This window comes from Microbispora sp. H10670, from assembly GCF_014161385.1.
Lineage (GTDB): Bacteria > Actinomycetota > Actinomycetes > Streptosporangiales > Streptosporangiaceae > Microbispora > Microbispora triticiradicis.
The window spans coordinates 60,468-86,423 of record NZ_JABBWW010000018.1 but is presented as its reverse complement, the minus strand read 5'-3'; the positions used below and the strand labels follow the sequence as shown (position 1 = coordinate 86,423).

The following is a 25,956-nucleotide window of genomic DNA, read 5'->3' as shown; positions in this document are numbered from 1 at the left end:
GGTCGCCCTTTCGAAGCGCTTCGACAGGCGGCGCTTCCCAACCGAACAGCGGATCCTCGCGACGCCCTCGTGGGCACCTCTTTCGGCAGGTCATCGAAGCGCTTCGACGCGAAGGGGAAGTCTCCAGATGAACGAACCGGCTCAGGACCCGGCATTCAGGAACCCCGCGCTTCCTCCCGCCGACCGGGCGGCGGACCTGCTCGCCCGGCTCACGCTCGACGAGAAGATCGGTCTGCTGCACCAGTACCAGGCGCCCGTCGAGCGTCTCGGCCTGCGGCCCTTCCGCACCGGCACCGAGGCCCTGCACGGCCTGGCCTGGCACGGGCCGGCCACCGTGTTCCCCCAGGCCCTCGGGCTGGCCTGCACCTGGAACCCCGACCTGGTCCGCCAGGTGGGGGAGGCGGCGGGCGACGAGGTCATGGCCTTCCACCACAAGGACCCGCAGAGCGTGGGCCGCAACGTCTGGGCGCCGGTCGTCAACCCGCTGCGCGACCCCCGCTGGGGCCGCAACGAGGAGGGCTACTCGGAGGATCCCTGGCTCACCGGCGTGATGGGCACGGCGTACGCGCAGGGCCTGCGCGGGAGCCACGAGGTGCTCAAGACGGCGCCGACGCTGAAGCACTTCCTGGGCTACAACAACGAGACCGACCGGTGTGTCACCTCCAGCGGCCTGCCGCCCCGGGTGCTGCACGAGTACGAACTGAAGGCGTTCCGCCCCGCGCTCGAAGCGGGGGCCGCGGTGGCGGTCATGCCGTCGTACAACCTCGTCAACGGCCGCCCGGCCCACCTGTCGCCGCTTATCGGCAGCCACCTGCGGGAGTGGGCGCCCGACGACATCCTGGTGGTCAGCGACGCCTACGCGCCGGGGAACCTCACCGCGCCGCAGGGCTACCACAAGGACCTCCCCGAGGCGTACGCGCACGCGATCAGGGCCGGGCTCGACAGCTTCACCCAGGACGACGCCGACGGAGCCGCGACCCTGGCCCACATCAGGACGGCACTCGACCGCGGCCTGCTGACCGAGGCCGACCTCGACGCCGCCGTACGGCACACCCTGTCGATCCGGGTGCGGCTGGGGGAGTTCGACCCCGCCACGCCGTACGACGAGATCACCCACGAGGTGGTCAACAGCCCCGAGCACCGGCGGCTCGCGCGGGAGGCCGCCCGCCAGTCGATCACGCTGCTCAAGAACGACGGGCTGCTGCCGCTGTCGGCGCCGCGCACCGTCGCGGTCGTCGGCCCGCTGGCCGGCGCCCTGTTCGAGGACTGGTACAGCGGCACCCTGCCGTACCAGGTGACGGCGCTGACGGGGCTCACGGAGCGGTGCGAGACGGTCTACCACGAGGGCGTGGACCGGGTGGCGCTGCGCGCCGAGGGCGGTTACGTCGGAGCGTCGCCGGACCCCGACGGCGGGCCGCTGTACGTCGGGAGCGAGCGGTCCTGTTTCGACGTGTTCGACTGGGGCGGCGGCGCCTTCGCCTTCCGGGCATGCGCCAACGGACGGCACGTGCAGGCCGGCGAGGACGGCGTGCTCGTCAACGACCAGCCCGGCCCGAGCGGCTGGGAGGTGCGCCAGACGTTCCGCATCGAGGAGCGGCCGAGGGGCGTCGTGCTGCGCAACATCTCCTCCGGCCGGTACGTCACCGTGGCCGGCGGCGTCGTGCGCACGACCGACGACCCCGACGCCGCGTCCGTGCTGTCCGTCGAACTGGTCGAGAGCGGCCAGGCCCGCGCCGCGGAGGCGGCGGCCCGCGCCGACGTCGCGGTCGTCGTGCTCGGCGACCACCCCCTGGTGAACGGCCGGGAGACCGAGGACCGGACGACGCTGGCGCTGCCCGAGCGGCAGGAGGCGCTGCTGAAGGCCGTCCACGCGGCCAACCCGGCCACCGTGCTGGTGATCTCCAGCGGCTATCCGTTCGCGGTCACCTGGGCGCAGGAGTACGTGCCCGCGATCGTCTGGTCGTCGCACGGCGGTCAGGAGTACGGCCACGCGCTCGCCGACGTGCTGCTCGGCGACGAGGATCCGGGCGGCCGTCTCACCCAGACCTGGTACCGCTCGGCCGCCGAACTGCCCGACCTGCTCGACTACGACGTCATCGCCTCGGACGCCACCTACCTCTACTACCGGGGCCGGCCGTTGTACCCCTTCGGGCACGGGCTGAGCTACACCCGCTTCGCCTACTCCCGCCTGGAGCTGTCCGCGGCGGAGGCCGCCCCGGGCGACACGGTGACGGTCCGGGTGACCGTGACCAACGAGGGCGGGCGCACCGGGGAGGAGGTCGTGCAGGTCTACACCCACCAGCGGCGCTCCCGGGTGAAGCAGCCGCTGCGCCAGCTTCGCGGCTTCGTCAAGGTCCGGCTCGCGCCGGGCGAGAGCCGTACGGTCGAGGTGGAGGTGCCGGTCGCCGGCCTCGCCTTCTGGGACGTCACGCGGGGCCGGTTCGTGGTGGAGGACGCCGCGCACACGGTGCAGGTGGGCGCGTCGTCGGGGGACATCCGGCTGTGCGCGCCGTTGCGGGTGCGGGGCGAGCGGATCCCGCCGCGGGTTCTCACCGGCCGGCCACTGGACGCGGCCGGCCACGACGAGTACGACGGGGTGGTGCTGTGTGACGCGGCGCCGGACGCCGGGGACGCCGTCCGCTCCGTCTCGCCCGGGGCCTGGATCGCCTTCCGCGACTGCGACTTCGGCGGGGACCCGGGCGGGCGCCCGGTTCCCGGTGACGCGGGCCCGCGGACGTGCGCGCTCAGGGTGTCGAGCGACGAGGGCGGGGTGGTCACGCTGCGGCTCGACGACCCTCTGACCGGCGAGGTGGCCGGCGCGGTCACCGTCCCGCCCACGGCCACCAGGCACGACTTCGTCGAGGTGAACACCCCCCTGGCGGGAGCGGCCGGAGTGCGCGATCTTTATGTGGTGTACGAAAGCGAGGGGGTCACGGTGAGCACGCTGACTTTCCTCGGAGGGCTCCGCCCGTGAGGACCGTGACGATCGCCGACGTCGCCAAGCACGCGGGAGTCGCCGTCAGCACGGTCTCGTACGTGCTGAGCGGCAAGCGGGCGATCTCGGCGACGACCCGGCAGCGGGTCCTGGACAGCGTCCGGGTGCTCGGCTACCACCCCAACGCGGGCGCCCGCGCCCTGGCGAGCAAGCGCGCGAAGGTCATCGCGCTGGTGCTGCCGCTGCGGGCCGGCATGAACCTGCCGGTCCTCATGCAGTTCGCGACCTCGGTCGTCACCACGGCCCGCCAGTACGACCACGACGTGCTGCTGATGACGGCCGACGAGGGGCCGGACGGGCTGCACCGGGTGGCGGCGAGCGCGCTGGTGGACGGGCTGCTGCTGATGGACGTGGAGATCCACGACCCCCGCGTGCCGCTGCTGCGCCGGCTCGCCGAGCCGGCCGTGCTGATCGGTTTCCCGGCCGATCCGGAAGGGCTGACCTGCGTCGACCTCGACTTCGCCCGGGCCGGCGCGCTGTGCGCCGACCACCTGGCCGATCTCGGGCACCGCGAGATCGCCCTGCTCGGCGCGCCGTCCGTGGTCTACGAGCGCGGAACCGGCTTCGCCGAACGGACGATGGCCGGGTTCGCCGAGGCGGCGGCGCGGCACGGACTGAAGGCCGGGGCCTGGCCGTGCGAGGAGTCGTTCGACGAGGTACACGCCGCGGTGAAGCGGCTGCTCGACGAACGGCCGGAGCTTTCCGGGCTCGTCGTGCACAATGAGGCGGCCGCCGGCCATGTGCTGGGGGCTCTGCGGATCCTCGGCAGGCGGGTGCCCGAGGACGTCTCGGTGGTGGCGATCTGCCCGGACGACATCGCCGAGCGGGCCAGCCCCGCGCTGACCTCCGTGCTCGTTCCCGCCGAGGACGTCGGACGTCAGGCGGTCCGGCTGCTCATGGCCAAGCTGGAGGGCCAGGCCGTCCCGGAGTCGACGCTCCTCGAACCACGGTTGACGATTCGCGAAAGTTCACGATGATCACATTCCCCGACGGCTTCCTCTGGGGGGCCGCGACCGCGTCGTACCAGATCGAAGGAGCGGTCCACGCCGACGGCCGGGTCCCCTCCATCTGGGACACCTTCTCCCACACGCCCGGCATGGTCAGCGACGGCCACACCGGCGACGTGGCCTGCGACCACTACAACCGTTACCTCGAAGACGTCGAGATCATGGCCTGGCTGGGGCTCAAGGCGTACCGGTTCTCGGTGGCCTGGCCGCGCCTGGCCGACCTGGGCTTCTACGACCGGCTCGTGGACGCCCTGCTCGCCAGGGGCATCACGCCGGTGGCCACCCTCTATCACTGGGACCTGCCGCAGTCGTTGCAGGACATGGGCGGCTGGACCAACCGGGAGACCGCCTTCCGGTTCGCCGACTACGCCGCGGCCGTCCACGCGCGTCTCGGCGACCGCGTCGCCACCTGGACGACGCTCAACGAGCCCTGGGTGTCGGCCTTCGTCGGGCACGGCTCGGGGCGGCACGCGCCCGGCGTGACCGACCCGGCCGCCGCGTTCACCGCGGCCCACAACCTGATGCTCGCGCACGGCCTGGGCACCCAGGCCCTGCGGGCGGGGGGCGCCGAGTCGGTCTCGCTGACGCTGAACCTCACCCCGATCCTCGGCGACCCCGAGCCCGCCCGCCTGATCGACGGCCTGGCGAACCGGCTGTTCCTCGATCCGGTGCTGCGCGGCGAGTACCCCGCCGACGTCCTCGCTCATCTGGAACGATTCACCAAGGTGAACCTGGACGACCTGCCGACGATCGCGCAGCCGATCGACGTGCTGGGCGTCAACTACTACACCGTCAACCGGGTCGTCGCCGACGCCTCGGCGGAGGGGCACCCCGAGTATCCGGGCAGCGAGGGCATCGCCTGGGAGGACCCGCACGGGCCGGTCACCGAGATGGACTGGGAGATCAACCCGTCCGGCCTGGAAGACCTGCTCGTACGGCTGTGCCGGGAGTATCCCGGCACCCCGCTGATGATCACCGAGAACGGGGCCGCGTTCCCCGACGGGGTGTCCGACCCCGGGCGGATCACCTATCTCGACACCCATTTCCGGGCCGCGCGGTCGGCGATGGACCGAGGCGCCGACCTGCGCGGATACTTCGTGTGGTCGCTGCTGGACAACTTCGAGTGGGCCCGCGGCTACCACAAGAGGTTCGGCATCGTCCGCGTCGACTACGACACGCTGGAGCGCACCCCCCGCGACAGCGCCCGCTGGTACCGCGACGTCATCGCCCGCGGCGGCCTCGCGGACTGACGGCGCCCTCCTCCCTACGCCGCCGCCAGGGACCGGACCCGGGCGCCGGCCGCCGCGTGCGCGGCGGCGAGCGACTCGGCGGCCAGGCCGCGCAGGTCCGCCATGGCCGGCGTGGTGTCGGCGAGCGTGAGCTCGGCCGCGATCACGTGCAGATCGAGGCCGAGCACCTCGCCGAGAATCCGGCGCAGGTACGGCTCGGCGTAGTCCCAGCCCTCTCGCGGCGTGCCGGGGCGGTACCCGCCGCCCTTGCTGAGCACGAGCGTGGCGGGGCGTCCGGCGACCGGGGTCTCCGCGACGCCGACGGTGCGCCCGACGATCAGGATGTGGTCGAGCCACGCCTTGAAAGTCGACGGGACGCCGTAGTTGTACATGGGGACGGCGAACAGATAGGCATCGGCCGCCAGCAGCTCGTCCACGAGGGCGTCCTGCAGCGCGGCGGCCGCGCGCTCCTCCGCGGTGTGCTGGTCCGCCGGGCTCCATCGCGAGGTGATGGCGGAGCCGGTCAGGTGCGGCAGCGGCTCGGCGCCCAGGTCGCGGTGGCTGACCGTTCCCGTCCAGCCGTCCCGGAACGTCGCGGCGATCTCACGCGAGACCGACCCCTTGGCGCGTGCGGACGCGTCGATGTGCAGCAGATGAGACATGGCAATCGCCTTCCGTTCAGATCGTCTGTAAGCCAGACTGTCTGTACAGAAGAGCATCTGTCAAGTCGCCGGATATCATGGGAGGCGTGAGTGAACTGGCGTGTGAGCTGCCCGCGGGCCTGGAGATCGACTTCGGATGGCTGCTGGGACAGGCGCTGCATGCCCACATCACCGTGACCAAGCGCGCCGCCGAGGGGCTGCCGTCCGGGCACCGCGGCTACCAGGTGCTGTCGGCGGCGGTGCACGAGAGCGCGCGCAACCAGATCGAGATGGCCCGCCAGCTGGGGCTGGACCGGACCGTGATGGTCTACCTGGTCGACGACCTGGTGAAGGCCGGGCTCGTCGAGCGGCGTCCCGATCCGTGCGACCGGCGCAACCGCCTCATCGTGGCGACCGATCTCGGCCGTGCGCGCCTGGCGGACGTCTCCGAGGCGATGGAACGCGCCGAGGCGCACCTGCTGGCCCCGCTGGAGGAGCCGGAGCGGGAGACGCTCAGGCAGTTGCTGCGGCGCGTGGTGGCGGGGCACATCGCGCACGGCGGCGAACTGCCCAGCCTGTGCGAGGTCGCGGGGAACCTGCAGGACGCGCTAGAGCCGGAGCGCCGCGACCGGTAACCGACCGGCCGGCCCGTGCCGGCCAGGACCGTGGCCGACCGGGCCGTGCCGCGGGTCACACGGTTTCGCGCCCGGCTGACGGGTGCGGCAGCACCCGGCCGCCGAGGTGGGGGAAGACCTTCGCGACCTTGGCGGTCAGATAGTCGCCGTACGTCCCGGTGAAGGCGCGCAGGTCCAGGCCGTCCCAGCGGGGACGGCCACCCTCGCGGGCGGGCCGGGAGGGAAGCGGCGGCACCTCGCAGTCCCAGCCCGGGTCGAAGAAGAAGGGGAAGGAGAGCCTGCCCCGCCCCGTGTGGTTGCGCACCCGGTGCGGAGTGGACCGGTAGAGGCCGCCGGTCAGCCGGTCGAGCATGTCGCCGATGTTGCAGACCAGCGTCCCGGGGATCGGCGGCGCCTCGATCCAGCCGCGGGCCGTGTGCACCTGCAGGCCGGGATTGTCGTCCTGCAGCAGTAGCGTCAGCAGGCCGTAGTCGGTGTGCTCGCCGACCCCCCATTCGTCCGGCCCCCACTCGCCCCGCCCGGACTCGGCGGGCGGCGGGTAGTGGAAGATCCGGAACAGGACCGTGGGCGTCGCGGTGTAACCGGAGGCGAAGTAGTCCTCCTCCAGCCCCAGGCTCAGCGCCACGCCCCGCATGACGGCCTGTCCCACGCCGGTGAGCGCGTCGATGTACGCCCGTACGGCGGCGCGCAGTTCCGGCACCTCCTCGGGATAGAGATTGGGCCCGTGCAGCGGCCGGGGATCCTCGTGGCCGAGATCGGCGCCGAAGTAGAGGCCCTCCTTGAGATCGGGGCGGCCTGAGGTGAGTTCGCCCCCCACCGGGAAGTATCCGCGCCAGGCCCGTCCGCCCCGGTCCATCGAGATCCGCATCTTGTGCTCGGGCGGCAGCAGGAAGAAACGCGCGGCCGCCTCCCGGAGCAGCGCGATCAGGTCGTCCGGCACCCCGTGACCGCTGACGTAGAAGAAGCCGCTGTCGAGACAGGCCGCCTCGATCCGGCGCGCGACGCCGGCGCGCTCCCTGCCGCCGTCAGGCGTGGAAGGGCCGGTGAAAGGGCTCACGTCGATGACCGGCAACGGTCCCGCACTGTTCATGCCCCCAGATTCCACCATTCGGCCCGCCGCCCGGAAGGCGGCTTTACACGCTTGCCGTTCGCGTTGCGCAGGGAATGATTTGCGGCAATTAGGGGTGAATCTTCAAGTTTGTACTATTACATCCTAATTAAGGTGTTTGGCGTAGATTTCGGGATGCGGCCATGGAAGGCCGTTCCCGGAGTAGGCGATCGCGTGGGTTTTGGGGATCAGTGGTCGATCAAGAGCCGTGTCGCGCTGTTCACCGGCACGGCTGTCGCCCTGTTGTGCGTGGCGTTCTCGGTCGTGCTGGTGTGGGCGCTGCACCAGGCGGCCTCCCGGCACCTCGTCAGTGAGGTGACGGCGGCGGGTGAGCGGGCGGCCTACCAGGTGGAACGCGCGCGGGATGGAGCCGTGCTGCCGCCCGAGTCCCCGGCTTTGGAAGGGTCCGTGCAGGTGGTGGGCCCCGGGGGGGAGGTGCGTGCCGCGACGCCCGACATGCGGGGCAAGCCGCCCATGGCGCGGTTCCGCCCGGAGGCACCGCAGCTCAGGACCGTCCAGGAGGTCTGCGGGGGCGTGTTCGGCGCGGGCCGGTGCCGCGTCGTGGTCGCGCAGCGGGTCTACCACGACGGCCGGGACTGGACCGTCTACAGCGCCGCGCCGGTGCGGACCTTCGACGTCCCGCCCGGGCTGGTGGCCGGGCTGGTGGCCGGGTCCGCGCTCGTCACCGCCACGGTCGCGTACGGCGCCCGGCGCAGTGTCAGGCGGGCGCTCACGCCGGTGAAGGCCATCAGCGCGGAGCTCGACGAGATCAACACGTCCGAGCTCGGCCGGCGGGTGCCGGTCCCGGCGGGCAGGGGAGAGATCTACGACCTCGCCCAGAGCGTCAACTACACGCTCGACCGGCTGGAGGAGACCTTCGACCAGCAGCGCCGCTTCACCTCCGACGCCTCCCACGAGCTGCGCAGCCCGATCACCGCGATCCGCGCGCAGGTGGAGGACGCGCTGCTGGCCCCCGAGGAGACCGACGTACGGGAGATCGGCGAGGCCGTGCTGAGGAGCATCGACCGCCTTCAGGCGATCGCCGCCGACCTGCTGACGCTGACCCGCCTCGACGCCGGCGCGCCGTGCGAACGCGAGCCGCTGGACCTCGGCCGGCTCGTGGCCGACGAGCTGGGCCACCGCCGGGCCGTGCACACGATGGTCCCGCGGCTGCCCCCCGGGGTGACCGTCCGGGGCGACCGCATCCGGCTGGGCCGCCTGATCACCAACCTGCTCGACAACGCCGACAGGCACGCCGCGTCCTCGGTGAGCCTGGAGGTGCGGCGGGACGAGTCGCCCGACGGCGACCCCCGCTTCCTGTCCGGCACCGCGGTGCTGGAGGTGCTCGACGACGGCACGGGGATTCCCGGAGACCAGCGCGAGCGGGTCTTCCAGCGGTTCACCCGCCTGGACACCGCCCGGAGCAGGGGCGCCGGAGGGGCCGGGCTGGGCCTGCCGATCGCCCGGCAGATCGCCGAGAGCCACGGGGGCACGCTGACGATCATCGACAGCCCGCAGGGCGCCCGCTTCCTGCTGCGCCTGCCGCTGTCACGGGAGCCCTGACCCCCCTCGCGGCGACCCCTCTCAGCGGGCGGGCGGCGCCTCGGCGCGGCTCTCCGTCGTCGTGTCGTCATCGCGCCGGGTACGGCGCGGACGGGGCGCGGAGGCCCGGCGGGTCGTCGTGGAAGCCTGCCCGCCCGCGGGCGTTCCGGGGGCGTCGCCGGCGGGGTCCGTCCGGTCCTCCGGTGCGGCCGCGGAGGGAGCGGAACCGGCCGGTGTCTCCGGGGCCGACGGAGTGTCCGTACCTGTTCGCGGGCCGGTTCGAGGGCCGGGCCGTGAACCGGAGGGCCGCGCCGCCGCGTCCGGCGTGCCCGCCCCCGCGTCCTGGTCCTCCCGGGACTCGCGGGGCTGCCGGGCCTCGCCGCGTGACTCGCCGGCGTCACGGGTGCCGCGGGTCTCCCGGTCCTCGCCGGGCCACTGCGGGCGCAGTGCGGCGATCACCGCGTCGGCCTCGGCGTCGGCGGCGAACTCGCCGGCCGCCTCCGCCTCGCGGCGCTTGATGACCACCATGTGGTCCACCGAGACACGGCCGCCGCCGGTGACGGCGAGCAGCACGGACGCGGCCCCGAGCGCCACGATCAGCTCGATGGCGCCGCCCGTGAGGGGCAGGCCGGTGTCGCCGGCGGTGACCACGAACACGGCGAGGGCCTCGGCGAACAGCAGCAGCCCGACGGCCGGCACGGCGAGACCCGCGATCAGCAGCGTGCCGCCCACCAGCTCGACCAGCATGGTGACGGCCGCCCAGAGGTAGGGGACGGGCGCGTGGAGTTCGGTGAACTGCGCCTGGGTGGCGTTGAGGCCGGCTTCGAGCTTCTGCCAGCCGTTGGCGAAGAAGATCCCGCCGACGCCCATGCGGGCGGCCAGCGAGGCCAGGTCGTGCAAGGTTTTCTTCACGGCTTCTCATCCTGGGGGCTGGGGGGTGGCGGCTTGCCCGGATACTCTCCCCGGCCCGGTCGCCGTCATGCGCGGACCAGGTCAGGCGTCCGCGCGCTCGGGCGCCGGGGTCTCGGTGCCGGGTTCGCCGGCCGGGTGACGGGGGAGCAGCAGGGCCACGGCCAGCGCGGTGAGCGCGAGCAGCGCCACGCTGACGACGACGGTGCTGTGCAGGGCGGTGACGAAGGCCGCGCGGGCGGCGGCCAGGAGCGCGTCCCCGGTGACGCCGCCGGCCTTCCCGGCCACGTGCGCGGCCGCGGCCAGCGACTCCCGCGCCTGCGTCATGAGGCCGGACGGGACTCCGGGAACGGTTCCGAGGGACGGGGCGTACACGATCGTGGTGATCGTCCCGAGTACGGCGATGCCGAGGCCGGCTCCGAGCTCGTAGGCGGTCTCCTCGATAGCGGCCGCGCCGCCGGCCCGCGACTCCGGCGCCGAGGCCATGATCGTGTCCGACGCCGCGAGCAGGGCGACCTCGACGCCGAAGCCGATCCCCGCGAAACACGCGATGAGCATCACGGGGTGCTGCTCGGTCCCCCAGGTCAGCACCGGGGCGAGGGACAGCGCGGTGAGCGCGAGGCCGCCGCCGACCGTCGCGCGCAGCCCGATCCGCCCCAGCACGTGCGCGGCGGCGAGGCCCCCGGCGACGGCCGCGACCATGAGCGGCAGCATCCGCACGGCGGCCTCCAGCGGGGACAGCCCCAGCACGAGCTGCAGATACTGCGCCAGCATCAGCTCCAGGCCGACCAGTGCGAAGACGGCCAGCACCACGCAGCCGACGCCGGTCGCGAAGCCGCGCTGACCGAACAGGCCGATGTCGAGCAGGGGGAAGGCCAGCCGCCGCTGGCGCAGGACGAACCAGGCGAGCATCGCGGCGCCGGCCACGAGGACGACGAGCGCCGGTCCCCGGCCCAGCGTGTGCCCCGATCCCGCCTCCTTGAGCCCGAACGCGACCGACAGGATGCCGAGGGTCGACAGCGCGGCGCTGAGCGCGTCCCACGGGTGGTCGGCCCGCCTCGGCGAGGCGGGCAGGATCCGTACGGCGAACGGCAGGGCCACCAGCAGCAGCGGCACGTTGATGAGGAAGACCGCGCCCCACCACAGGTGCTCGACGAGCACCCCGCCGATCAGCGGCCCGACGGCCGCGCCCGCGGCGGCCACGGCGCTCCAGACGCCGAGCGCGACGGCCCGCTCCCGCCGGTCGGTGAACACCTGCCGGATGATCGACAGCGTCGCCGGCATGATCATCGCGCCGCCGACGCCGAGGAAGGCCCGCGCCACGATCAGCGCGAGCGGCGTCGCGGCGAACGCCGCCGCCAGCGAGGCAAGGCCGAACACCACGTAGCCGCCGAGCACGAACGGCCGCCTGCCGTACCGGTCGCCCAGCGTGCCGAACGTCACCAGCAGCGGCGCGACCACCAGCGAGTAGACGTCGATGATCCACAGGAGCTGGACGGACGACGGCTCCAGGGCGGCGGTGAGCGCGGGGACCGCGATGTGCAGCACGGTCGCGTCGACCGCGATCAGGAGCAGGCTGAAACACAGCAGCACGAGGACCGACCACCGGCTGACCCGGGGCTCGCGCAGGGCGCCCGCCGCGCGGACGGTGACGGACCCGACCGAAACCATGATCATAAACCGCTCAGTGCTCGCGGCCCCGCTGGAACATGCGTGGCAGCTTAAGCCATGGGAAGGGGATCTCTCAGCCCTTCCGGTGATGTCGGGAACACAGCGCCGGTTCCGTATCGTTCCAGGTGATCACAGGGACCGGCGGGTGCCTCGTCCACCGTGCCGCGCGGGGTCCACCCATTCCCTTCCCCCGTGCGGTATAACCGGGGTCGAAGCGGGGAGGCGTCGATGCGGGACTCCGACAGAGCACGGGCGGCGAGCCTCTTAAGTCGGACTGCGGCACGTGATCTGTTCGAACAGGTGCGTTTCCGCTATTTCCACCTTCCGCCGTTCGCGCGGCGCGTGCTGTTCGTGGTGCTGCTCGTCGCCGTCATGGGCGTGGCCGCCGCCCTCAACTGGTCGCTGATGCCCACCTTCATCGGCACCGTGACGGCGCTGGCCTTCGTCGCGCTGGCGCTCAGCTATCCCCGCGCCGCCGCGACCGTGCTGGTGCTCGCCGCGTGGGGCCTGCTGCTCCCGCTGTTCATGGTGGTGTACGGCGGGCAGTCGCCCGTGCCCGGCCTGCTGATGCTGCTCGGCGTGCTGGTCGCGATCTCGGCCCACCTGATCCGGTGGGTGCCGCCCTGGCTGACGACGCTCATGTCCCTGGCGGCCGCCGGGCTGGTCGCGCTGTCGCTGTCGCCGCTGTCCTCCTCCGCCGCCCTGTGGGGCGCGTACGGCGCGGCCGCCGCGGTGCTCCTCTACCGCCTGATCCTGGCCCGCAGGGTGCGCGCCGCCGCGGAACGCGAGCCGATCGGCGGAGAGGCCCACGAGAGGCAGCAGGTCAGGGCGGGCGGTCACCGGCCGGCCGCGGCCGAGACCGGCGACCCCCCGCCGATCACCGTCGAGCAGGCTCTCGCCGAACTGGAGTCCATGATCGGCCTCGAACCGGTCAAGGAGCAGGTGCGGGCCATCGCCGCGTCCATCGAGGCGGCCAGGCTGCGCAGGGAGGCGGGCTACGCGAACGAGCGGCCCATGCGCCACTTCGTGTTCGTCGGCCCGCCGGGGACGGGCAAGACCAGCGTGGCCCGCACCCTCGCCAAGATCTTCTACGCCTTCGGCCTGCTGGAGACGCCCTTCGTGGTCGAGGCGCAGCGGGCCGACCTCGTGGGGGAGTATCTCGGCGCCACCGCCATCAAGACCAACGAGCTCATCGACCGGGCGCTCGGCGGGGTCCTGTTCGTCGACGAGGCGTACGGCCTGATCAACTCGGGCGACGGCCAGCCCGACCGGTTCGGCGCGGAGGCCGTGCAGACGCTGCTCAAGCGGGCCGAGGACGACCGTGACCGGCTCATCGTCATCCTCGCCGGATACGAGCGCGAGACGAACGACTTCCTGTCGTCCAACCCCGGGCTGTCCAGCCGGTTCGCCACCCGGGTCCGCTTCCCCAGCTACGACCCCGGCGAGCTGCTGGAGATCACCGAGGCGTTGCAGGAGCGCCGGGGCGACCGGCTCGCCCCCGAGGCCCGTCCCGTGCTTCGCCGCTTCTTCGAGGACGTCCACCGCCGGGGGCTCGTCGACGACCTCGGCAACGCCCGCTTCGCCCGCAGCCTCGCCGAGGCCGCCGCGCAGGCGCGCGACGTGCGGGTGGTGAGCGCGGGCGGGGCGCCGCGCGGCGAGGACCTGGTGACGATCACGGCCGGCGACGTGACCAAGGCGTTCGACGAGATCACCGCGCGTTACCGCGGCTACCAGGCCACGCCGACGCTGGACGAGGCGCTCGCGGACCTCGACAGGATGGCCGGGCTGGAGCCGGTCAAGCGGCAGGTCCACGCGATCACGGCCCAGCTCAAGGTGGCCAGGATGCGGCAGGAGCAGGGCCTGCCGGTCCAGTCGCAGATGCGGCACTTCGTGTTCGCCGGCCCGCCCGGCACCGGCAAGACGACCGTCGCGAGGATCCTCGGCCGGATCTTCTCGGCGCTCGGCCTGCTCGCCAGGCCCGACGTCGTCGAGGCGTCCAGAGCCGACCTCGTCGGCCAGCACCTGGGCGCCACCGCGATCAAGACCAACGAGCTGGTCGACCGGGCGCTCGGCGGCGTGCTGTTCGTCGACGAGGCGTACGGCCTGGTCAACGCCGGCTATTCGGGGGGAGACGCCTTCGGGGCCGAGGCCGTGCAGACCCTGCTGAAGCGGGCCGAGGACGACCGCGACCGCGTGGTGATCATCCTGGCCGGTTACGAGCGCGAGATGGACGCCTTCCTCGCCACCAATCCCGGCCTGGCCTCTCGGTTCAACCAGCGGGTGGCGTTCCCCTCCTACTCGCCGTCCGAGCTGGCCGAGATCGCCAATCTGCAGGCCGCCGCGGCCGGCGACAGGTTCGACGCCTCCGCGGGGCGCGACCTGGCCGACGTCTTCGACTGGGTCTGCCGTGAGGGGTTGATCGACGGGCTGGGCAACGGCCGCTTCGCCCGCTCGCTGTACGAGCGCGCGGCGCTGCGGCGCGACGTGCGCCTGGCCGCCCAGGGCACGGCGAACGCCGCCGAGCTGACCACGATAACCAGCGAGGACGTCCGCAGCGCGGTGGACGAGCTGTCCTGATCCGCGAGCCGCCCTGATCCGGAGGAGAGCCGCGCCGCGGCGATGCGTGTCCCGCCGACGGCGATCGTCACTTTCTGCTACTAATCTACTTCGTAGGGTAGCCGGAGGAGCGGAGAGACACGTGAGACCACGATGGCCGGTCGCCCTGGCCCTGCTCGCGGCCGTGTGGGCCGCGAGCGCGTGTGGTGCGCAGCGGGGGCCCGGTGAACAGGACGGCGCGCTCGCCCCCTCCCCGGTCAAGGCGTACGACATCAACCCCCTGCCCCGGGACAAGGTCAAGGACGGCGGCACCCTGCGGTGGGGGCTCGTCGACTTCCCCACCCAGTGGAACCGCAACCACGTCGACGGCGACGGCAACGCGGTCGAGGCCGTGACCGACGCGCTCATGCCGCGCACGTTCCGGTCGGACGAGCGGGGACGGCCGTCCCTCGACACCGACTACGTGACCAACGCCCGGATCACCGCCACCTCGCCCCGGCAGGTCGTCACCTACTCGATCAACCCCAAGGCGCGATGGTCGGACGGCAAACCGATCACCTGGAACGACTTCGCCGCCCAGTGGAAGGCGATGAGCGGGCGCGACCACGACTACCGGGTCGACGCGGCCATCGCCTACGAGAACATCCAGAGCGTGGCCCGGGGGTCGAGCGACCGGGAGGTGGTGGTGACCCTCGCCCAGCCGTTCAACGAGTGGCAGTCGCTGTTCACGCCGCTGTACCCCAGCGTGACCAACGCGACGCCGGCCGCGTTCAACTCCGACTGGATCAACCGGATCCCGGTGACCGCCGGGCCGTTCCGGGTGGAGCGGCTCGACGCCAAGGGCAGGACGGTCACCCTCGCCCGCGACCCCGCCTGGTGGGGGAACCGGCCCAAGCTCGACCACATGGTGTTCCGGACGGTGCGGCCCGACCAGATGGTGCGCGCGTTCACCAAGGGAGACGTCGACGTGTTCGAGGTGGGCCCGTCCCCCGACGACTACGCGCGGGTCAGGGAGGCGTGGGACGCGGTGGTCCGGCAGGCCGCCGGCACGCAGTACCGCCAGTTCACCATGAACGGCGAGAGCCCCGTCCTGTCCGACGTCCGGGTGCGCCAGGCCGTCGCCGCGGCGCTCGACCGGCGCGCCCTCATGCAGGCCGACCTCAAGGGCCTCGGCTGGCCGACGGTGACCCTGGACAACCACTTCCTCATGAACAGCCAGTACGGCTACCACGCCAACGCGGCGGAGACCGGCGGCTACGACCCGGCCCTGGCCGGCCGGCTGCTCGACCAGGCGGGCTGGAAGACGTCCGGCAAGGCACGGACGAAGAACGGCAAGCCGCTCACGCTGCGCTTCGTCGTCCCCGACGGGATCCCGCCGAGCCTCGCCGAGGCCCAGGCCGCCGGGCGGATGCTGCAGCGCGTCGGCGTGCGGACCGAGGTGCGCAAGGTGCCCTTCAACGACTTCTTCGGCAAGTACCTCATCCCCGGCGACTTCGACCTCACCGCCTTCGCCTACCCGAGCACGCCCTACCCGGTGTCCGGGGCCTTCGACGTCTACGCCGACGGCGAGCGCGGCAAGGGCGACGACGTCGAGTGGTACTCCAACCTGGGGCGCAGCGGCAGCAGGCAGATCGACCAGGCCATGTACCGCGCCGGCAGCGTGCTCGACCCCGCCAAGGTGCCCGGCCTGCTCAACGACGCCGACCGGCTGGTCTGGAAGGAGGTCAACGTGCTGCCGCTCTACCAGTGCCCGCAGGGCGTGGTGGTGCGGTCCGCGCTGGCCAACATCGGAGCCGGCGGCTTCTACGACCTCAGGTACGAGGACATCGGCTACGCCTCCTGACGGGCGCCGCCGGGACGGTCCGCCGTCCCCCGGTGGTGTGCCGCCTCACGGTGGCGGGCGGCCCGCCGTACCAGCCGGAAACGCAGCAGGTCGCCCGGCCGCGCCTGGGCGACCAGCGGCACGTCGGCGGTGGCGACCACGCCGACGACGGGATAACCCCCGGTCGGCGGGTGATCCGCCAGGAACACGATCGGCTGCCCGCCCGGCGGCACCTGGACGGCGCCGAGCGGCATGCCCTCACTGGCCAGCTCACCGGACCTGGCCCGCTCCAGCGGGGCGCCGCGCAGCCGCGCCCCGACCCGGTTGCTGTCCGCCGTGACCTCGTACGCCGCCGCGCACAGGGCCGCGAGCGCCTCCGGGACGAACCAGTCGTCGCGCGGCCCCGGCAGCACCCGGACGACCGGGTGGCGGGGCAGCGGCGGCGGGGCGGCGAAGTCCGCGACGATCGCGGCGGCCACGGCCCCGGCGCCGACCGGCAGCGTCGCGCCCGCCCGCAGCGGAGGCGGCCCGATCCCCGACAGCGAGTCGGTCGAGCGGCTGCCCAGCACCCGCTCCACGCCGATCCCGTCGCGCACCGCCACGTAGGTCCGCAGGCCCCGGCGAGGCGCGCCCAACCGCAGCACGCCGCCGGGCGGCACCCACACCGGCGCGTCCGTCCCGGCCGGCCGCCCGGCCGCCTCCACCGGGCACGGCGCCCCGGTGACCGCGACCCACGTCCCGGCGGTGAAGCGCAGCGCCGCCCCGCCGAGGGTCAGCTCGATGCCCGCCGCGGTCTCCGCGTTGCCGACCAGCCGGTTCGCCAGCCGCAGGCTCGGCCGGTCGGCCGCCCCCGATCTCGGCACCCCCAGATGGGCGTAGCCGGGCCGCCCCAGGTCCTGCACGGTCGCGTACGGCCCCGGCGCCAGCACCTCGACGACGGCGGTCACCGCCCCGCCTCCGGCCGGAACCGCACCCGCGTGCCGGGCGGCAGCATCGCCGGCGGCTCGGCCGCCGCGTCCCACACCCGCACGTCCGTACGCCCGAGCAGCCGCCAGCCGCCGGGAGAGGCCGCCGGGTAGACGGCGGAGTACGACCCGGCGATCGCCACCGAGCCGGGCGGCACGCTGGTGCGGGGCACCGCCAGCCGGGGCACGTGCAGCGCCGGATCCAGGCCGATCAGGTAGGCGAAGCCGGGGGCGAACCCGAGCCAGCCCACCGTGAACTCCGAGGCGGCGTGCCTGGCGGCCACCTCCTCGGCCGGCAGGCCGCTGAGCGCCGCGACCTCCGCAAGGTCCGCCCCGTCGTAGACCACCGGGATCTCCACGAGCCGCCCCGGCCCGCCCGCGCCCGCCGGGGCGAGCGCCGTACGCAGGAGCGAGGCGAGCAGCGCCTCCAGGCGCGGCAGATCGGCGGCGGGGGCCACGACGAGCACGGTCCGCGAGCCGGGCACGACGTCCTCCACCCCCGGCGGGGGATCGGCCCGCAGCAGCGCGTCCAGCCGGTGGGCCGCCTCCAGCGAGCCGGTCTCCACCAGCAGCGCGTGCTCGCCCGCCGCCCGGATGGTCATGCGAACGGCCCCACCACGACACCCGCGTCCAGCAGGGCCCGCCGGACGGCTCTGGCGATCCGCACCGAGCCGGGCGTGTCCCCGTGCACGCAGACGGACCGGGCGCCGACCCGCACCTCGCCGCCCTCGATCGTCGTCACCACGCCCTCGACGGCCATCCGCACGGCACGGGCCGCGACCTCGTCCGGGTCGTGCAGCACCGCGCCCGGCCGCCGCCGCGGCACCAGCGTCCCCTCCGGCGTGTAGGCGCGGTCGGCGAAACACTCGGCCACCGTGGGCACGCCGTGCCGGCCGGCCATCCGCGCCAGGGCCGACCCCGGCAGCGTGAGGATCGGCAGCGCCGAGACCGCGGGGGTGAAGGCCGTGACGGCCGCCACCACGGCCTCCGCCTGCTCCTCGTCACGGCAGGCGCGGTTGTACAGGGCGCCGTGCGGCTTCACGTACGACACCCGCCCGCCCATCGACCTCGCCATCCCGTCGAGCGCGGCGAGCTGGTAGAGCACGTCGGAGCACAGCTCCTCCGGGTCCACCTCCATCTCCCGGCGGCCGAAGCCCGCCAGGTCGCGATAGGAGACCTGGGCGCCGATCGCCACGCCGCGGTCCACCGCCGCCGCGCAGGTCCGGCGGATGATCAGCGGGTCGCCCGCATGGAAGCCGCACGCCACGTTCGCGCTCGTCACCAGGTCGAGCAGGGCCAGGTCGTCGCCCAGCCGCCAGATCCCGTAGCCCTCCCCGAGATCGGCGTTCAAATCCATCACTCTGGTCATCTGGTGGTCTCCCCGTTGGCCATGTCCATCCTGCCGCAGGGGTCAGAGGGGAGGTTCGTCGGGGATGTCGGCGATGTCGTCGAGGGCGGCGGCGAGTTCGTCCGGGTGGTCGCCGATGCGCTCGGCGATCTCGATCAGGACGTGCAGCACGTCGTGCCGGTCGTGCCCGAGGTCGAGCAGGCGCTGGGCGGCCTCCCACAGCTGGGGCGGGTCGCCGACCCACAGGCGGCTCGCGATCTCCTCGTGCCAGGCCAGGTGCTCCTCCAGGTCGGCGCGGCCCAGCTCGCCGGTGTGGTCGATCTCCAGCAGGATCCGCCGGTCCGCCTCGTCCGCCGGGTTGAGCAGGTCGAGGTTGGTCGCGCCGCGCATGCCCTGGAGGAGGGGGAACGCGAAGGCCCGCCGGGCCAGCGCCGACAGGTCTCCGTCGGGCAGGAGCCGTTCCACGAGGGAGCGGTCCAGCCCGAAGGTGGCCGGGTCCCGGTAGGCCTCGGTGAACCGGCCCATGGCCTCCCAGACCGCGTCGAGCGTCGCCCGCACGCCCTGCTCCGGCAGCCCGATCCGGGGCCCCGCGAAGCGGACCCACGCCGACAGCACGTGCGGCATCGCGTCCTGCTCGGCCGGGGTGAGCAGGACCTTGCGCGGCAGCCAGTCCAGCAGGAACGTCTCGCACTTGGTGGGGCTGACCCGCGTCGGCCGGCCGAAGTCCTGGTCGCAGCCGTACTCGATGATGTGGTCGGCGCACCGCGAGGCGGCCGACGGGTCCGACAGGTTCTCCGCCGCGTCGGAGGCGAGGAACTCGGCGGCCAGCATCGCGCGGCGGTCGCGGCTGTAGGGGGCCTCGGTGTGCGCGGGGGCGGGCCGCAGGCGGCCGGGCGGCAGCGCCTTGATCCGGGCCCGCGCGAAGGCGTGGTAGGCGCTGTAGCTGTCGCTGACCAGCTTCGGTCCCTTGCGGTTGTGCGCGGCGGCCCTGGCGGCCTTCATCGCGAACTCCAGCAGCGCCCGCGCCTGCTGCGGCTCCAGCTCCTCGAACCGGAGCAGCTCGTTGCCGGACGCCTCCAGCCTGGCCTGGTCGAGCAGCTTGTCGACCTGGGAGGACACCCAGGCGTCCCGGGCCATGCCGCCCATGTTGTAGTCGACGACCACGACCAGCGCGTGCCTGTCCTCGCCGTTGTAGGCGAAGGTGCAGACCACGGTGTCCTGGTCGCCGTACACGTCCCTGGAGACGTAGCAGCCGGCCGGCTTGACCGCGCCGACGCGGTCCGCCCAGCGGGGCCGGGCGACGCCGGACTCCATCAGCGCGAGCGCCGCGCCCTCCGCCTTGGCCGCCTGCCGGGCGGTGCCGAGGTAGGCGACGGAGACGAGCAGGGACAGGGCCGCGGGGGTGCCCGCCTTGGCCGCGTAGTCGACCAGGCCCTCGCCGAGGATCTGCTCGACGTCGCCGCCGCGCAGCCGCCTGCCCCACCACGCGCCGAGCATGTCGGAGACCATGAGCTCCGCGTCGAGCGGACTGCGCACGGCCAGCAGCTCCCTGGCCGCCAGCAGCATCTCCGCGAACACGTCGTCCGGCGGCCGGGTCCCCCGGGGGTCACGTCGGCGCCGGTGACTCACGAGATCTCGCTCCGCTCGCTCACGGTCACCACCTTCTCGCATTCCCGCCGGGAAGGGCACCATGAACGCGGCCCGGTGACTTCCCCGTTATCTGCCGCTCCCGCCCCTGCCGTGCCGTACGGCCGCCGCCGGCGCGCCTTACGGCGCCTCAGCGCCGGGAAGGCGGCGCCGAGTTCACCAGTCCCAGGAGGCGCTCACGGGCCACCCTTCCGGCGATCTCCGGTGTGACCGCCACCCCCAGGTGCTCACCGCAGGCCCAGGCGTCGGCGACGCAGCGGGCGACGGTGGACAGGGGAACGGTCAGGAACTCCGCGGCGAGCCGGTTGACCACCGGTTCCACCAGCTCCCGGAGCCTCGGCTCCGGCGATGGGCCGCCATCGATTCGTGCTGCGAGTACGGGCATCGACTGCATTCCTCGCTGAATGGGGACCTGCCGCCCCCAATTCCACCTCTTTCCGCGGCTGTGTCAACCCTCCGTTCGTCATGCTCCCTGCCAGTTCGCCGCCCTGCTCGCCGTCCACCGGTGTCCAGGGGCGACGACGGCCCGCGTCCGGGCACTCGCGGCCCACCTCTCCGAGCACTACGATGGCCCGGCCGACGCCGAGAGCCTGCGACCGGTCCCCACGACCAAGCAGGAGGCGAAGCGGGCGGCCAAGAAGTAGGCCGGATCTTCCTGCGCGAGGTGCCGGTCTTTTGACAGGATGCGTTGACCGCATGGCTGGCGGGGCTTCCGTCCGCGCATGCCGATCGCCGATGATGTAGGGCAGATCGCGCTACCAAACACAGTTATGGAGATGTGCCTCGTGGGAGACGCTGGCACGCGACGGAGGTGCCGACCATGAGCGCCGAAACCTCCGTGCCCCGGCCCCGGGAGTCCGGTTTGGACATCTCAGACTCCGACCTCTTCAGAGGCCTGATGTCGGAGGCGCCCTTCGCCTTCGCGTTTTTCGACCCTTCGGGGCGGTTCGTCCGAGTCAACTCGACCTTCACCGAGTTGACCGGTCATCCTGTCGAGCTGCATCTCGACCGCCTCCCGGCCGAGCTGCTGCCGGCCGATCTGACCGCGCTGATCGAGTCGGCGCTGCGCAGGATCGCCGACGAGGGCCTGCCGGTCACCGACCAGCCGTACCCGACCAGGGCGGAGAACGGCGACGCGCGGCACTGGACCGTGTCGTTCTTCCCGCTCCGCGGTGACGACGGCGTCCTCGGGACCGCCCTGTTCGGGGTGGACCTGACCGAACGGCAGATGAACAAGGAAGTGCTGGAGCGCAGCGAGGAACGCTACCGCTCTCTCGTGGAGTCGCAGCAGCAGCTCGTCTGGATCACCTCGCCGAACGGCGGGGTGATCGAGGACGCGCCCCAGTGGCGGGCCGTCACCGGCCAGGGCCTGGAGGAGTACCTCGCGCACGGCTGGCTGGAGGCGGTGCACCCGGACGACCGCCCCGGCACCGACGAGGCGTGGCGCGAGGCGCTGCGCGGCCGGACGATGTTCGAGTGGAGCTACCGGGTGCGCACCCGGGCCAGCGGCTACCGGCACTTCGAGGTGCGGGCCGTCCCGATCATGCGGCTCGGCCGCGTGGTGGAGTGGGTCGGCGCGAACACCGACGTCACGCCGCAGCGCGAGGCCGAGGACATGCGGGGACGCCTGACCGACCAGCTCGGCGCGGCCGCCCTGCGCACGGCCCGGCTCCAGGGCGCGACGGCGCAGCTCGCCGAGGCGCTGACGGTCGAGCAGGTGGTGCAGGTGATCATCGACGTCGGGCGGACGGCGCTGGCCGCCGACCACTCGGCCGTGGCTCTGCTCGACGACAACAGGGCCACCCTGAAGGTGATCAACAGCGGTGGCACCCCCGACGCGCCGGGCGAGGACATCGACCTCGCCCACCCCAGCGTCATGACCATGGCGGTGAACAGCCGCAGGCCCGTCTTCGCCGAGTCCCTGGACAGCCTGCGCATCCAGCTGGTCGACGCCGGCGCCGACGAGACGCAGATCGCCAAGTTCCTGGAGCAGACCGAGGAGCGGGCCTGGGTGGGCCTGCCGCTGCTCGCGGCCGGTCGTGCGCTCGGCGCGCTGCGGTTCTCGTTCAACCGGTCGCAGAAGATCTCGCAGGAGGACGGCGTCTTCCTGGAGGCGCTCGCCGGTCAGTGCGCGCTCGCGGTCGAGCGGGCCACGCTGTTCGAGCGTGAGCACCGGACTGCTGAAACGTTGCAGCGGAGCCTGCTGCCCGACCGGCTGCCGGTGGTGAGCGGCCTGAAGCTGGCCCAGCGCTTCCGCTCCGGCTCCCGCCACGTGCAGGTCGGCGGCGACTGGTACGACGCGTTCGTCCTGCAGGACGGGCGGGTCGCGGCCGTCGTCGGCGACGTCATGGGCAAGGGCGTCAAGGCCGCCGCGGGAATGGGCCGGATCCGCAACGCCATGCGGGCCCTCGCCCTGACCAACCCGCCGCCCGCGGCGGTGCTCACCGGGCTGGACCGGGTCTTCGAGGCCACCGAGGAGGAAGAGCAGGTCACGACGCTGGCGTACATGGTCGTCGAGCCTGGAACCGGGGAGGGCACGCTGGCCCTGGCCGGTCACCCGCCGCCGCTGCTGGTCTCGCCGCAGGGCGTCGGCCTGCTGCACGAGACCGAGCCGGGCACGCCGCTCGGCTGGGCCACCAGCCGCAAGCAGTACCGGTTCTGCGTCCCTCCGGGGCACACGGCCGTGCTGTACTCGGACGGGCTCGTGGAGAACCGCAAGCGCGGTCTGGACGCCGGGCTCAGGGAACTCTCAAGCGTCGTGGCCGAAGCGCCGCCGGAAGTCGTGGCCAGTCCACATATGCTGCTCGATTTCCTGGTGGAGCGCATGCTGTCCGGGTATGAACAGGATGACGACGTAACGGTACTCGCGGTCCACGTCCCACCGGCCACGAAGAGTGACTGAATGAAACAGTCATAACGGTTGCTTTCGGGTATCAGTGACCTCCGTCCGTACGCAGTAGTCTCTCGGTCGGCCTAGGGTGGAGGGGCAACCGGCGGGACGCGGCCGTATCACGGACCTTGGCGTGCCACAATGGCATGTCGCGGTTCGCGCGACCACACCACCGGAAAAGAAGAAGAACCTGGGTCCATTCTCGCCATGCGTTCGTTCGAGAGGTGTTCGTGTCGCCTGCAAGTTCGACTCGCTCGAAGCCGTCGGAGCTGAACGAGCCAGTGATTCAGCAGCTCCTCGAGCGTGGGCGCTCGCAGGGTTTCCTCGAGTCCGAGGATGTCCGCAAGGCCTTCGAGGAAGCGGACATCCCGATGTCGCAAGCCGCTGGATTCCTGCGAAGCCTCAGCAAGGAGGGCGTGACCGTCGTGGTGACGGCCGCCGACTCCGCGGCTCCCAAGCGTTCTCGAGGTCAAGCCAAGCGCCGCACCACCGCGCCCGTCAAGAAGACCACCAAGTCCGCGGCGGCCAAGGAGTCGCAGCCGGAGACCGTCACCGCCGTGGTGACCGACTCCGCGCCGGCCGCCAAGCCCGTCCCCGCCAAGCCGGCGGCGAAGAAGGCCGCCCCGGCCAAGCCCGCCGCGGCGGCGGCCAAGCCCGCCCCGCCCAAGAAGGCCGCGCCCGCGGCCGCCCCGGCGGCCCCCGCCGCCGGTCCCGAGGGCAAGGCGCCCAAGGCCGATTCCAAGCCCAAGTCCGCCGACGTCGCCGAGGACGAGGAGGACATCGACCTCGAAGGTGACGTCGACATCGAGGACTTCGAGCTGGACGTCGAGGACGTCGAGATCGAGTCCGAGGCGGAGACCGAGGAGGCCGAGACCGAGACCGAGGCCGAGACCGAGGGCGAGGAGCCCAAGGCCGAGGCGCTCGTGCAGTCCGAGGACGAGGTGCTGATCCTCACCGACGACGATGACGACGCGCCCGTCGCGCAGGTCGCGGCGGCCGGCGCCACCGCCGACCCGGTGAAGGACTACCTCAAGCAGATCGGCAAGGTGCCCCTGCTCAACGCCGAGCAGGAGGTCGAGCTCGCCAAGCGGATCGAGGCCGGCCTGTTCGCGGAGGAGCAGCTCGCCCAGGAGGCCGACAACCTCCCGGTCGACGTCCGCGCCGAGCTGGAGTGGATCGCCGAGGACGGCCACCGCGCCAAGAACCACCTGCTGGAGGCCAACCTCCGACTGGTCGTGTCGCTGGCCAAGCGGTACACCGGGCGCGGCATGCTGTTCCTGGACCTGATCCAGGAGGGCAACCTGGGCCTGATCCGCGCGGTCGAGAAGTTCGACTACACCAAGGGCTACAAGTTCTCCACGTACGCCACGTGGTGGATCCGGCAGGCGATCACCAGGGCCATGGCCGACCAGGCGCGGACCATCCGCATCCCGGTCCACATGGTCGAGGTGATCAACAAGCTGGCCCGGGTCCAGCGGCAGATGCTGCAGGACCTCGGCCGCGAGCCCACGCCCGAGGAGCTGGCCCGCGAGCTCGACATGACCCCTGAGAAGGTCATCGAGGTGCAGAAGTACGGCCGCGAGCCGATCTCCCTGCACACGCCGCTGGGCGAGGAGGGCGACAGCGAGTTCGGCGACCTCATCGAGGACTCCGAGGCCATCGTCCCGGCCGACGCGGTCAGCTTCACGCTGCTGCAGGAGCAGCTGCACTCCGTTCTCGACACGCTGTCGGAGCGGGAGGCGGGCGTGGTGTCGATGCGGTTCGGCCTCACCGACGGGCAGCCGAAAACCCTCGACGAGATCGGGAAGGTCTACGGCGTGACCCGCGAGCGGATCCGCCAGATCGAGTCGAAGACGATGTCCAAGCTGCGCCACCCGTCCCGGTCCCAGGTGCTGCGCGACTACCTCGACTGAGACACGAGTCGATCGTCCTTCGGCCCCGCGGGGAAGGCCGGGGGACGATTAACTTTTCCGTAACATCGTGGTAGCACCACGGGCACGCTGTCGCTCCTAGGCTCGCGCCTCATGGGAGTGATCGAAGTGGATCGGGCGCGTGCTCGGGGGCCACGAATGATCCCGGACCGCCCGTGGGCGGACACCATCCTCGACGAGGCGGTCGAATCCGCCCGGCGGGGAGACATCGGACCGGCGATCGCCGCTCTCGCCACGAGCAGGGGCGACCCGGAGGTACGGTCACTTCGGGTGGAGGCGCTGTCACGCGCCCTCGTCGGCGCGAGCCGGTCCATCGAGGCGCCGCTCGCCTACGACCAGGGCAACCCCGACCTCTGGCTGTGGCTGGGGCGGACCCGGCTGGAGGAGGCCTGGGAACTGCGGCCCGACGTGCGGGCCAGAGCCGTGCAGGCGGACCGGCTGCACGCCTACCAGTCGGCGATGGAGGGCGCGAGACAGCCGCTGCTGGCCGCGGCGGCGCTCGCTCCCGGCGACCCGGTGCCGTGGGAGTGCCTGATGTGGCTGGCCGTCGGGCTGGACCGGCCGCGGACCGACAAGGACGCGGTCTGGCACGAGTGCTCCAGGCGGTGGCCGTCGCTCTACTCGGCGGCGGTGGCCCGCCTGATCACCCTGTCGCCGGGCTGGGGCGGCTCCGCCCAGGAGACGCTCGCCTTCGCCCGCTCGGCAGCTGCGCACGCCCCCGAGGGCAGCCCGCTCCCGGCTCTGGTACCGCTGGCCCACTTCGAGATCATCGCCGCGGGCCGGACGCCGATGTCCCGGGGAGGATGGTTCCCCTTCGAGGCGCAGCGCGAGATCGTCTCGGCCGCCGGGCACTGGTCGGAGCGGCGGCTCGGCGGCGCGCATCCCCGGTCGATCGAGGCGCACAACGCCTTCGGCGCCGCCTTCTTCCTGGCGGACCTGCGCCGCCCAGCCCGCGCGCACCTGAGCAGGACCGGCGGCCGCTTCAGCCGCCTGCCCTGGTCACATCTCGGCGACCCCGGTCAGCAGTACCGCCGGGCCTGCGCCCGGCTCAACCTCTGAC

19 protein-coding genes are annotated in these 25,956 nt (G+C 72.8%); 10 read left to right on the top strand and 9 right to left on the bottom strand.

Features of this window, described 5'->3' with window-relative positions; genetic code table 11:
* The first annotated feature begins 127 nt into the window (after positions 1–127).
* The 3 genes from HHX33_RS23610 to HHX33_RS23600 are packed head-to-tail and all read left to right on the top strand — an operon-like array spanning position 128 to position 5,252.
* A complete protein-coding gene (locus tag HHX33_RS23610; protein ID WP_182876540.1) occupies positions 128–2,974 on the top strand; it encodes a glycoside hydrolase family 3 protein in 2,847 nt (948 codons plus the stop codon).
* Complete coding sequence (locus HHX33_RS23605; RefSeq protein ID WP_117410064.1) at positions 2,971–3,972, top strand: LacI family DNA-binding transcriptional regulator; 1,002 nt, start codon at positions 2,971–2,973, stop codon at positions 3,970–3,972. Before HHX33_RS23610 ends, HHX33_RS23605 begins: the two co-directional genes overlap by 4 nt.
* A complete protein-coding gene (locus HHX33_RS23600; protein WP_182876539.1) occupies positions 3,969–5,252 on the top strand; it encodes a GH1 family beta-glucosidase in 1,284 nt (427 codons plus the stop codon). Before HHX33_RS23605 ends, HHX33_RS23600 begins: the two co-directional genes overlap by 4 nt.
* Positions 5,253–5,266: 14 nt before the next feature.
* Here HHX33_RS23600 and HHX33_RS23595 read toward each other — a convergent pair whose 3' ends face one another.
* On the bottom strand, positions 5,267–5,893 hold the full coding sequence (locus tag HHX33_RS23595) for an FMN-dependent NADH-azoreductase (protein WP_182876538.1): 627 nt from the start codon (positions 5,891–5,893) through the stop codon (positions 5,267–5,269).
* Positions 5,894–5,979: 86 nt separating this feature from the next.
* Between HHX33_RS23595 and HHX33_RS23590 the strand changes: the two genes are divergently transcribed.
* Positions 5,980–6,507 (top strand): MarR family winged helix-turn-helix transcriptional regulator, encoded by a 528-nt coding sequence (locus tag HHX33_RS23590; RefSeq protein ID WP_310741491.1) that lies wholly within the window; start codon positions 5,980–5,982, stop codon positions 6,505–6,507.
* A gap of 55 nt (positions 6,508–6,562) precedes the next feature.
* On the opposite strand, the gene HHX33_RS23585 is transcribed toward HHX33_RS23590, so the two are convergent.
* Positions 6,563–7,597, bottom strand: coding sequence for an isopenicillin N synthase family dioxygenase (locus HHX33_RS23585; RefSeq protein ID WP_220502131.1), 1,035 nt, complete (start codon positions 7,595–7,597; stop codon positions 6,563–6,565).
* A gap of 153 nt (positions 7,598–7,750) precedes the next feature.
* Here HHX33_RS23585 and HHX33_RS23580 point away from each other — a divergent pair, with 153 nt between their 5' ends.
* Entirely contained in the window at positions 7,751–9,178 is a 1,428-nt protein-coding gene (locus HHX33_RS23580; RefSeq protein WP_396785530.1) for a sensor histidine kinase, read from the top strand.
* Between the two features lie 21 nt (positions 9,179–9,199).
* Here HHX33_RS23580 and HHX33_RS23575 read toward each other — a convergent pair whose 3' ends face one another.
* Positions 9,200–10,069, bottom strand: coding sequence for a DoxX family protein (locus HHX33_RS23575; protein WP_182876534.1), 870 nt, complete (start codon positions 10,067–10,069; stop codon positions 9,200–9,202).
* Between the two features lie 81 nt (positions 10,070–10,150).
* Complete coding sequence (locus tag HHX33_RS23570; RefSeq protein ID WP_220499647.1) at positions 10,151–11,743, bottom strand: MFS transporter; 1,593 nt, start codon at positions 11,741–11,743, stop codon at positions 10,151–10,153.
* A 222-nt stretch (positions 11,744–11,965) separates the two neighbouring features.
* On the opposite strand from HHX33_RS23570, the gene HHX33_RS23565 reads away from it, so the two are divergent.
* Both HHX33_RS23565 and HHX33_RS23560 read left to right on the top strand, forming a co-directional pair.
* Positions 11,966–14,314, top strand: a complete 2,349-nt coding sequence (locus HHX33_RS23565) for an AAA family ATPase (RefSeq protein ID WP_182876533.1) — start codon at positions 11,966–11,968, stop codon at positions 14,312–14,314.
* A gap of 121 nt (positions 14,315–14,435) precedes the next feature.
* Positions 14,436–16,136, top strand: coding sequence for an ABC transporter family substrate-binding protein (locus HHX33_RS23560; protein WP_182876532.1), 1,701 nt, complete (start codon positions 14,436–14,438; stop codon positions 16,134–16,136).
* On the opposite strand, the gene HHX33_RS23555 is transcribed toward HHX33_RS23560, so the two are convergent.
* The 5 genes from HHX33_RS23555 to HHX33_RS23535 form a co-directional block, all read right to left on the bottom strand.
* Complete coding sequence (locus tag HHX33_RS23555) at positions 16,124–17,062, bottom strand: biotin-dependent carboxyltransferase family protein (protein ID WP_182876531.1); 939 nt, start codon at positions 17,060–17,062, stop codon at positions 16,124–16,126. The genes HHX33_RS23560 and HHX33_RS23555 overlap by 13 nt on opposite strands.
* Positions 17,059–17,682 carry a 5-oxoprolinase subunit B family protein gene (locus HHX33_RS23550; protein WP_117410075.1) on the bottom strand — a complete coding sequence of 208 codons (624 nt, stop codon included), beginning with the start codon at positions 17,680–17,682 and terminating at the stop codon, positions 17,059–17,061. Before HHX33_RS23550 ends, HHX33_RS23555 begins: the two co-directional genes overlap by 4 nt.
* Positions 17,679–18,449, bottom strand: a complete 771-nt coding sequence (locus HHX33_RS23545) for a LamB/YcsF family protein (protein ID WP_220502130.1) — start codon at positions 18,447–18,449, stop codon at positions 17,679–17,681. Before HHX33_RS23545 ends, HHX33_RS23550 begins: the two co-directional genes overlap by 4 nt.
* Before the next feature lie 42 nt (positions 18,450–18,491).
* Positions 18,492–19,994: a hypothetical protein gene (locus tag HHX33_RS23540; RefSeq protein WP_182876599.1), complete on the bottom strand. Its 1,503-nt coding sequence runs from the start codon at positions 19,992–19,994 to the stop codon at positions 18,492–18,494.
* Positions 19,995–20,205: 211 nt separating this feature from the next.
* Positions 20,206–20,460, bottom strand: coding sequence for a hypothetical protein (locus tag HHX33_RS23535; protein ID WP_182876530.1), 255 nt, complete (start codon positions 20,458–20,460; stop codon positions 20,206–20,208).
* Positions 20,461–20,895: 435 nt separating this feature from the next.
* Here HHX33_RS23535 and HHX33_RS23530 point away from each other — a divergent pair, with 435 nt between their 5' ends.
* From HHX33_RS23530 to HHX33_RS23520, 3 genes are all read left to right on the top strand, one after another.
* Positions 20,896–22,977: a SpoIIE family protein phosphatase gene (locus HHX33_RS23530; protein ID WP_117410077.1), complete on the top strand. Its 2,082-nt coding sequence runs from the start codon at positions 20,896–20,898 to the stop codon at positions 22,975–22,977.
* Positions 22,978–23,195: 218 nt separating this feature from the next.
* Entirely contained in the window at positions 23,196–24,878 is a 1,683-nt protein-coding gene (locus HHX33_RS23525) for an RNA polymerase sigma factor (RefSeq protein WP_310741490.1), read from the top strand.
* 156 nt (positions 24,879–25,034) lie between these two features.
* Complete coding sequence (locus HHX33_RS23520) at positions 25,035–25,955, top strand: hypothetical protein (protein WP_244302312.1); 921 nt, start codon at positions 25,035–25,037, stop codon at positions 25,953–25,955.
* Position 25,956 lies beyond the last annotated feature (1 nt).

Bases quoted from the DNA above. Each gene is read 5' to 3' on its own strand.
- HHX33_RS23595 (WP_182876538.1), bottom strand. From the start codon at position 5,893: ATGTCTCATCTGCTGCACATCGACGCGTCCGCACGCGCCAAGGGGTCG.
- HHX33_RS23585 (WP_220502131.1), bottom strand. From the start codon at position 7,597: ATGAACAGTGCGGGACCGTTGCCGGTCATCGACGTGAGCCCTTTCACC.
- HHX33_RS23610 (WP_182876540.1), top strand. From the start codon at position 128: ATGAACGAACCGGCTCAGGACCCGGCATTCAGGAACCCCGCGCTTCCT.
- HHX33_RS23545 (WP_220502130.1), bottom strand. From the start codon at position 18,449: ATGACCAGAGTGATGGATTTGAACGCCGATCTCGGGGAGGGCTACGGG.
- HHX33_RS23570 (WP_220499647.1), bottom strand. From the start codon at position 11,743: ATGATCATGGTTTCGGTCGGGTCCGTCACCGTCCGCGCGGCGGGCGCC.
- HHX33_RS23580 (WP_396785530.1), top strand. From the start codon at position 7,751: ATGCGGCCATGGAAGGCCGTTCCCGGAGTAGGCGATCGCGTGGGTTTT.
- HHX33_RS23520 (WP_244302312.1), top strand. From the start codon at position 25,035: ATGATCCCGGACCGCCCGTGGGCGGACACCATCCTCGACGAGGCGGTC.
- HHX33_RS23540 (WP_182876599.1), bottom strand. From the start codon at position 19,994: ATGCTGCTGGCGGCCAGGGAGCTGCTGGCCGTGCGCAGTCCGCTCGAC.
- HHX33_RS23565 (WP_182876533.1), top strand. From the start codon at position 11,966: ATGCGGGACTCCGACAGAGCACGGGCGGCGAGCCTCTTAAGTCGGACT.
- HHX33_RS23535 (WP_182876530.1), bottom strand. From the start codon at position 20,460: ATGCCCGTACTCGCAGCACGAATCGATGGCGGCCCATCGCCGGAGCCG.
- HHX33_RS23550 (WP_117410075.1), bottom strand. From the start codon at position 17,682: ATGACCATCCGGGCGGCGGGCGAGCACGCGCTGCTGGTGGAGACCGGC.
- HHX33_RS23530 (WP_117410077.1), top strand. From the start codon at position 20,896: ATGAGCGCCGAAACCTCCGTGCCCCGGCCCCGGGAGTCCGGTTTGGAC.
- HHX33_RS23600 (WP_182876539.1), top strand. From the start codon at position 3,969: ATGATCACATTCCCCGACGGCTTCCTCTGGGGGGCCGCGACCGCGTCG.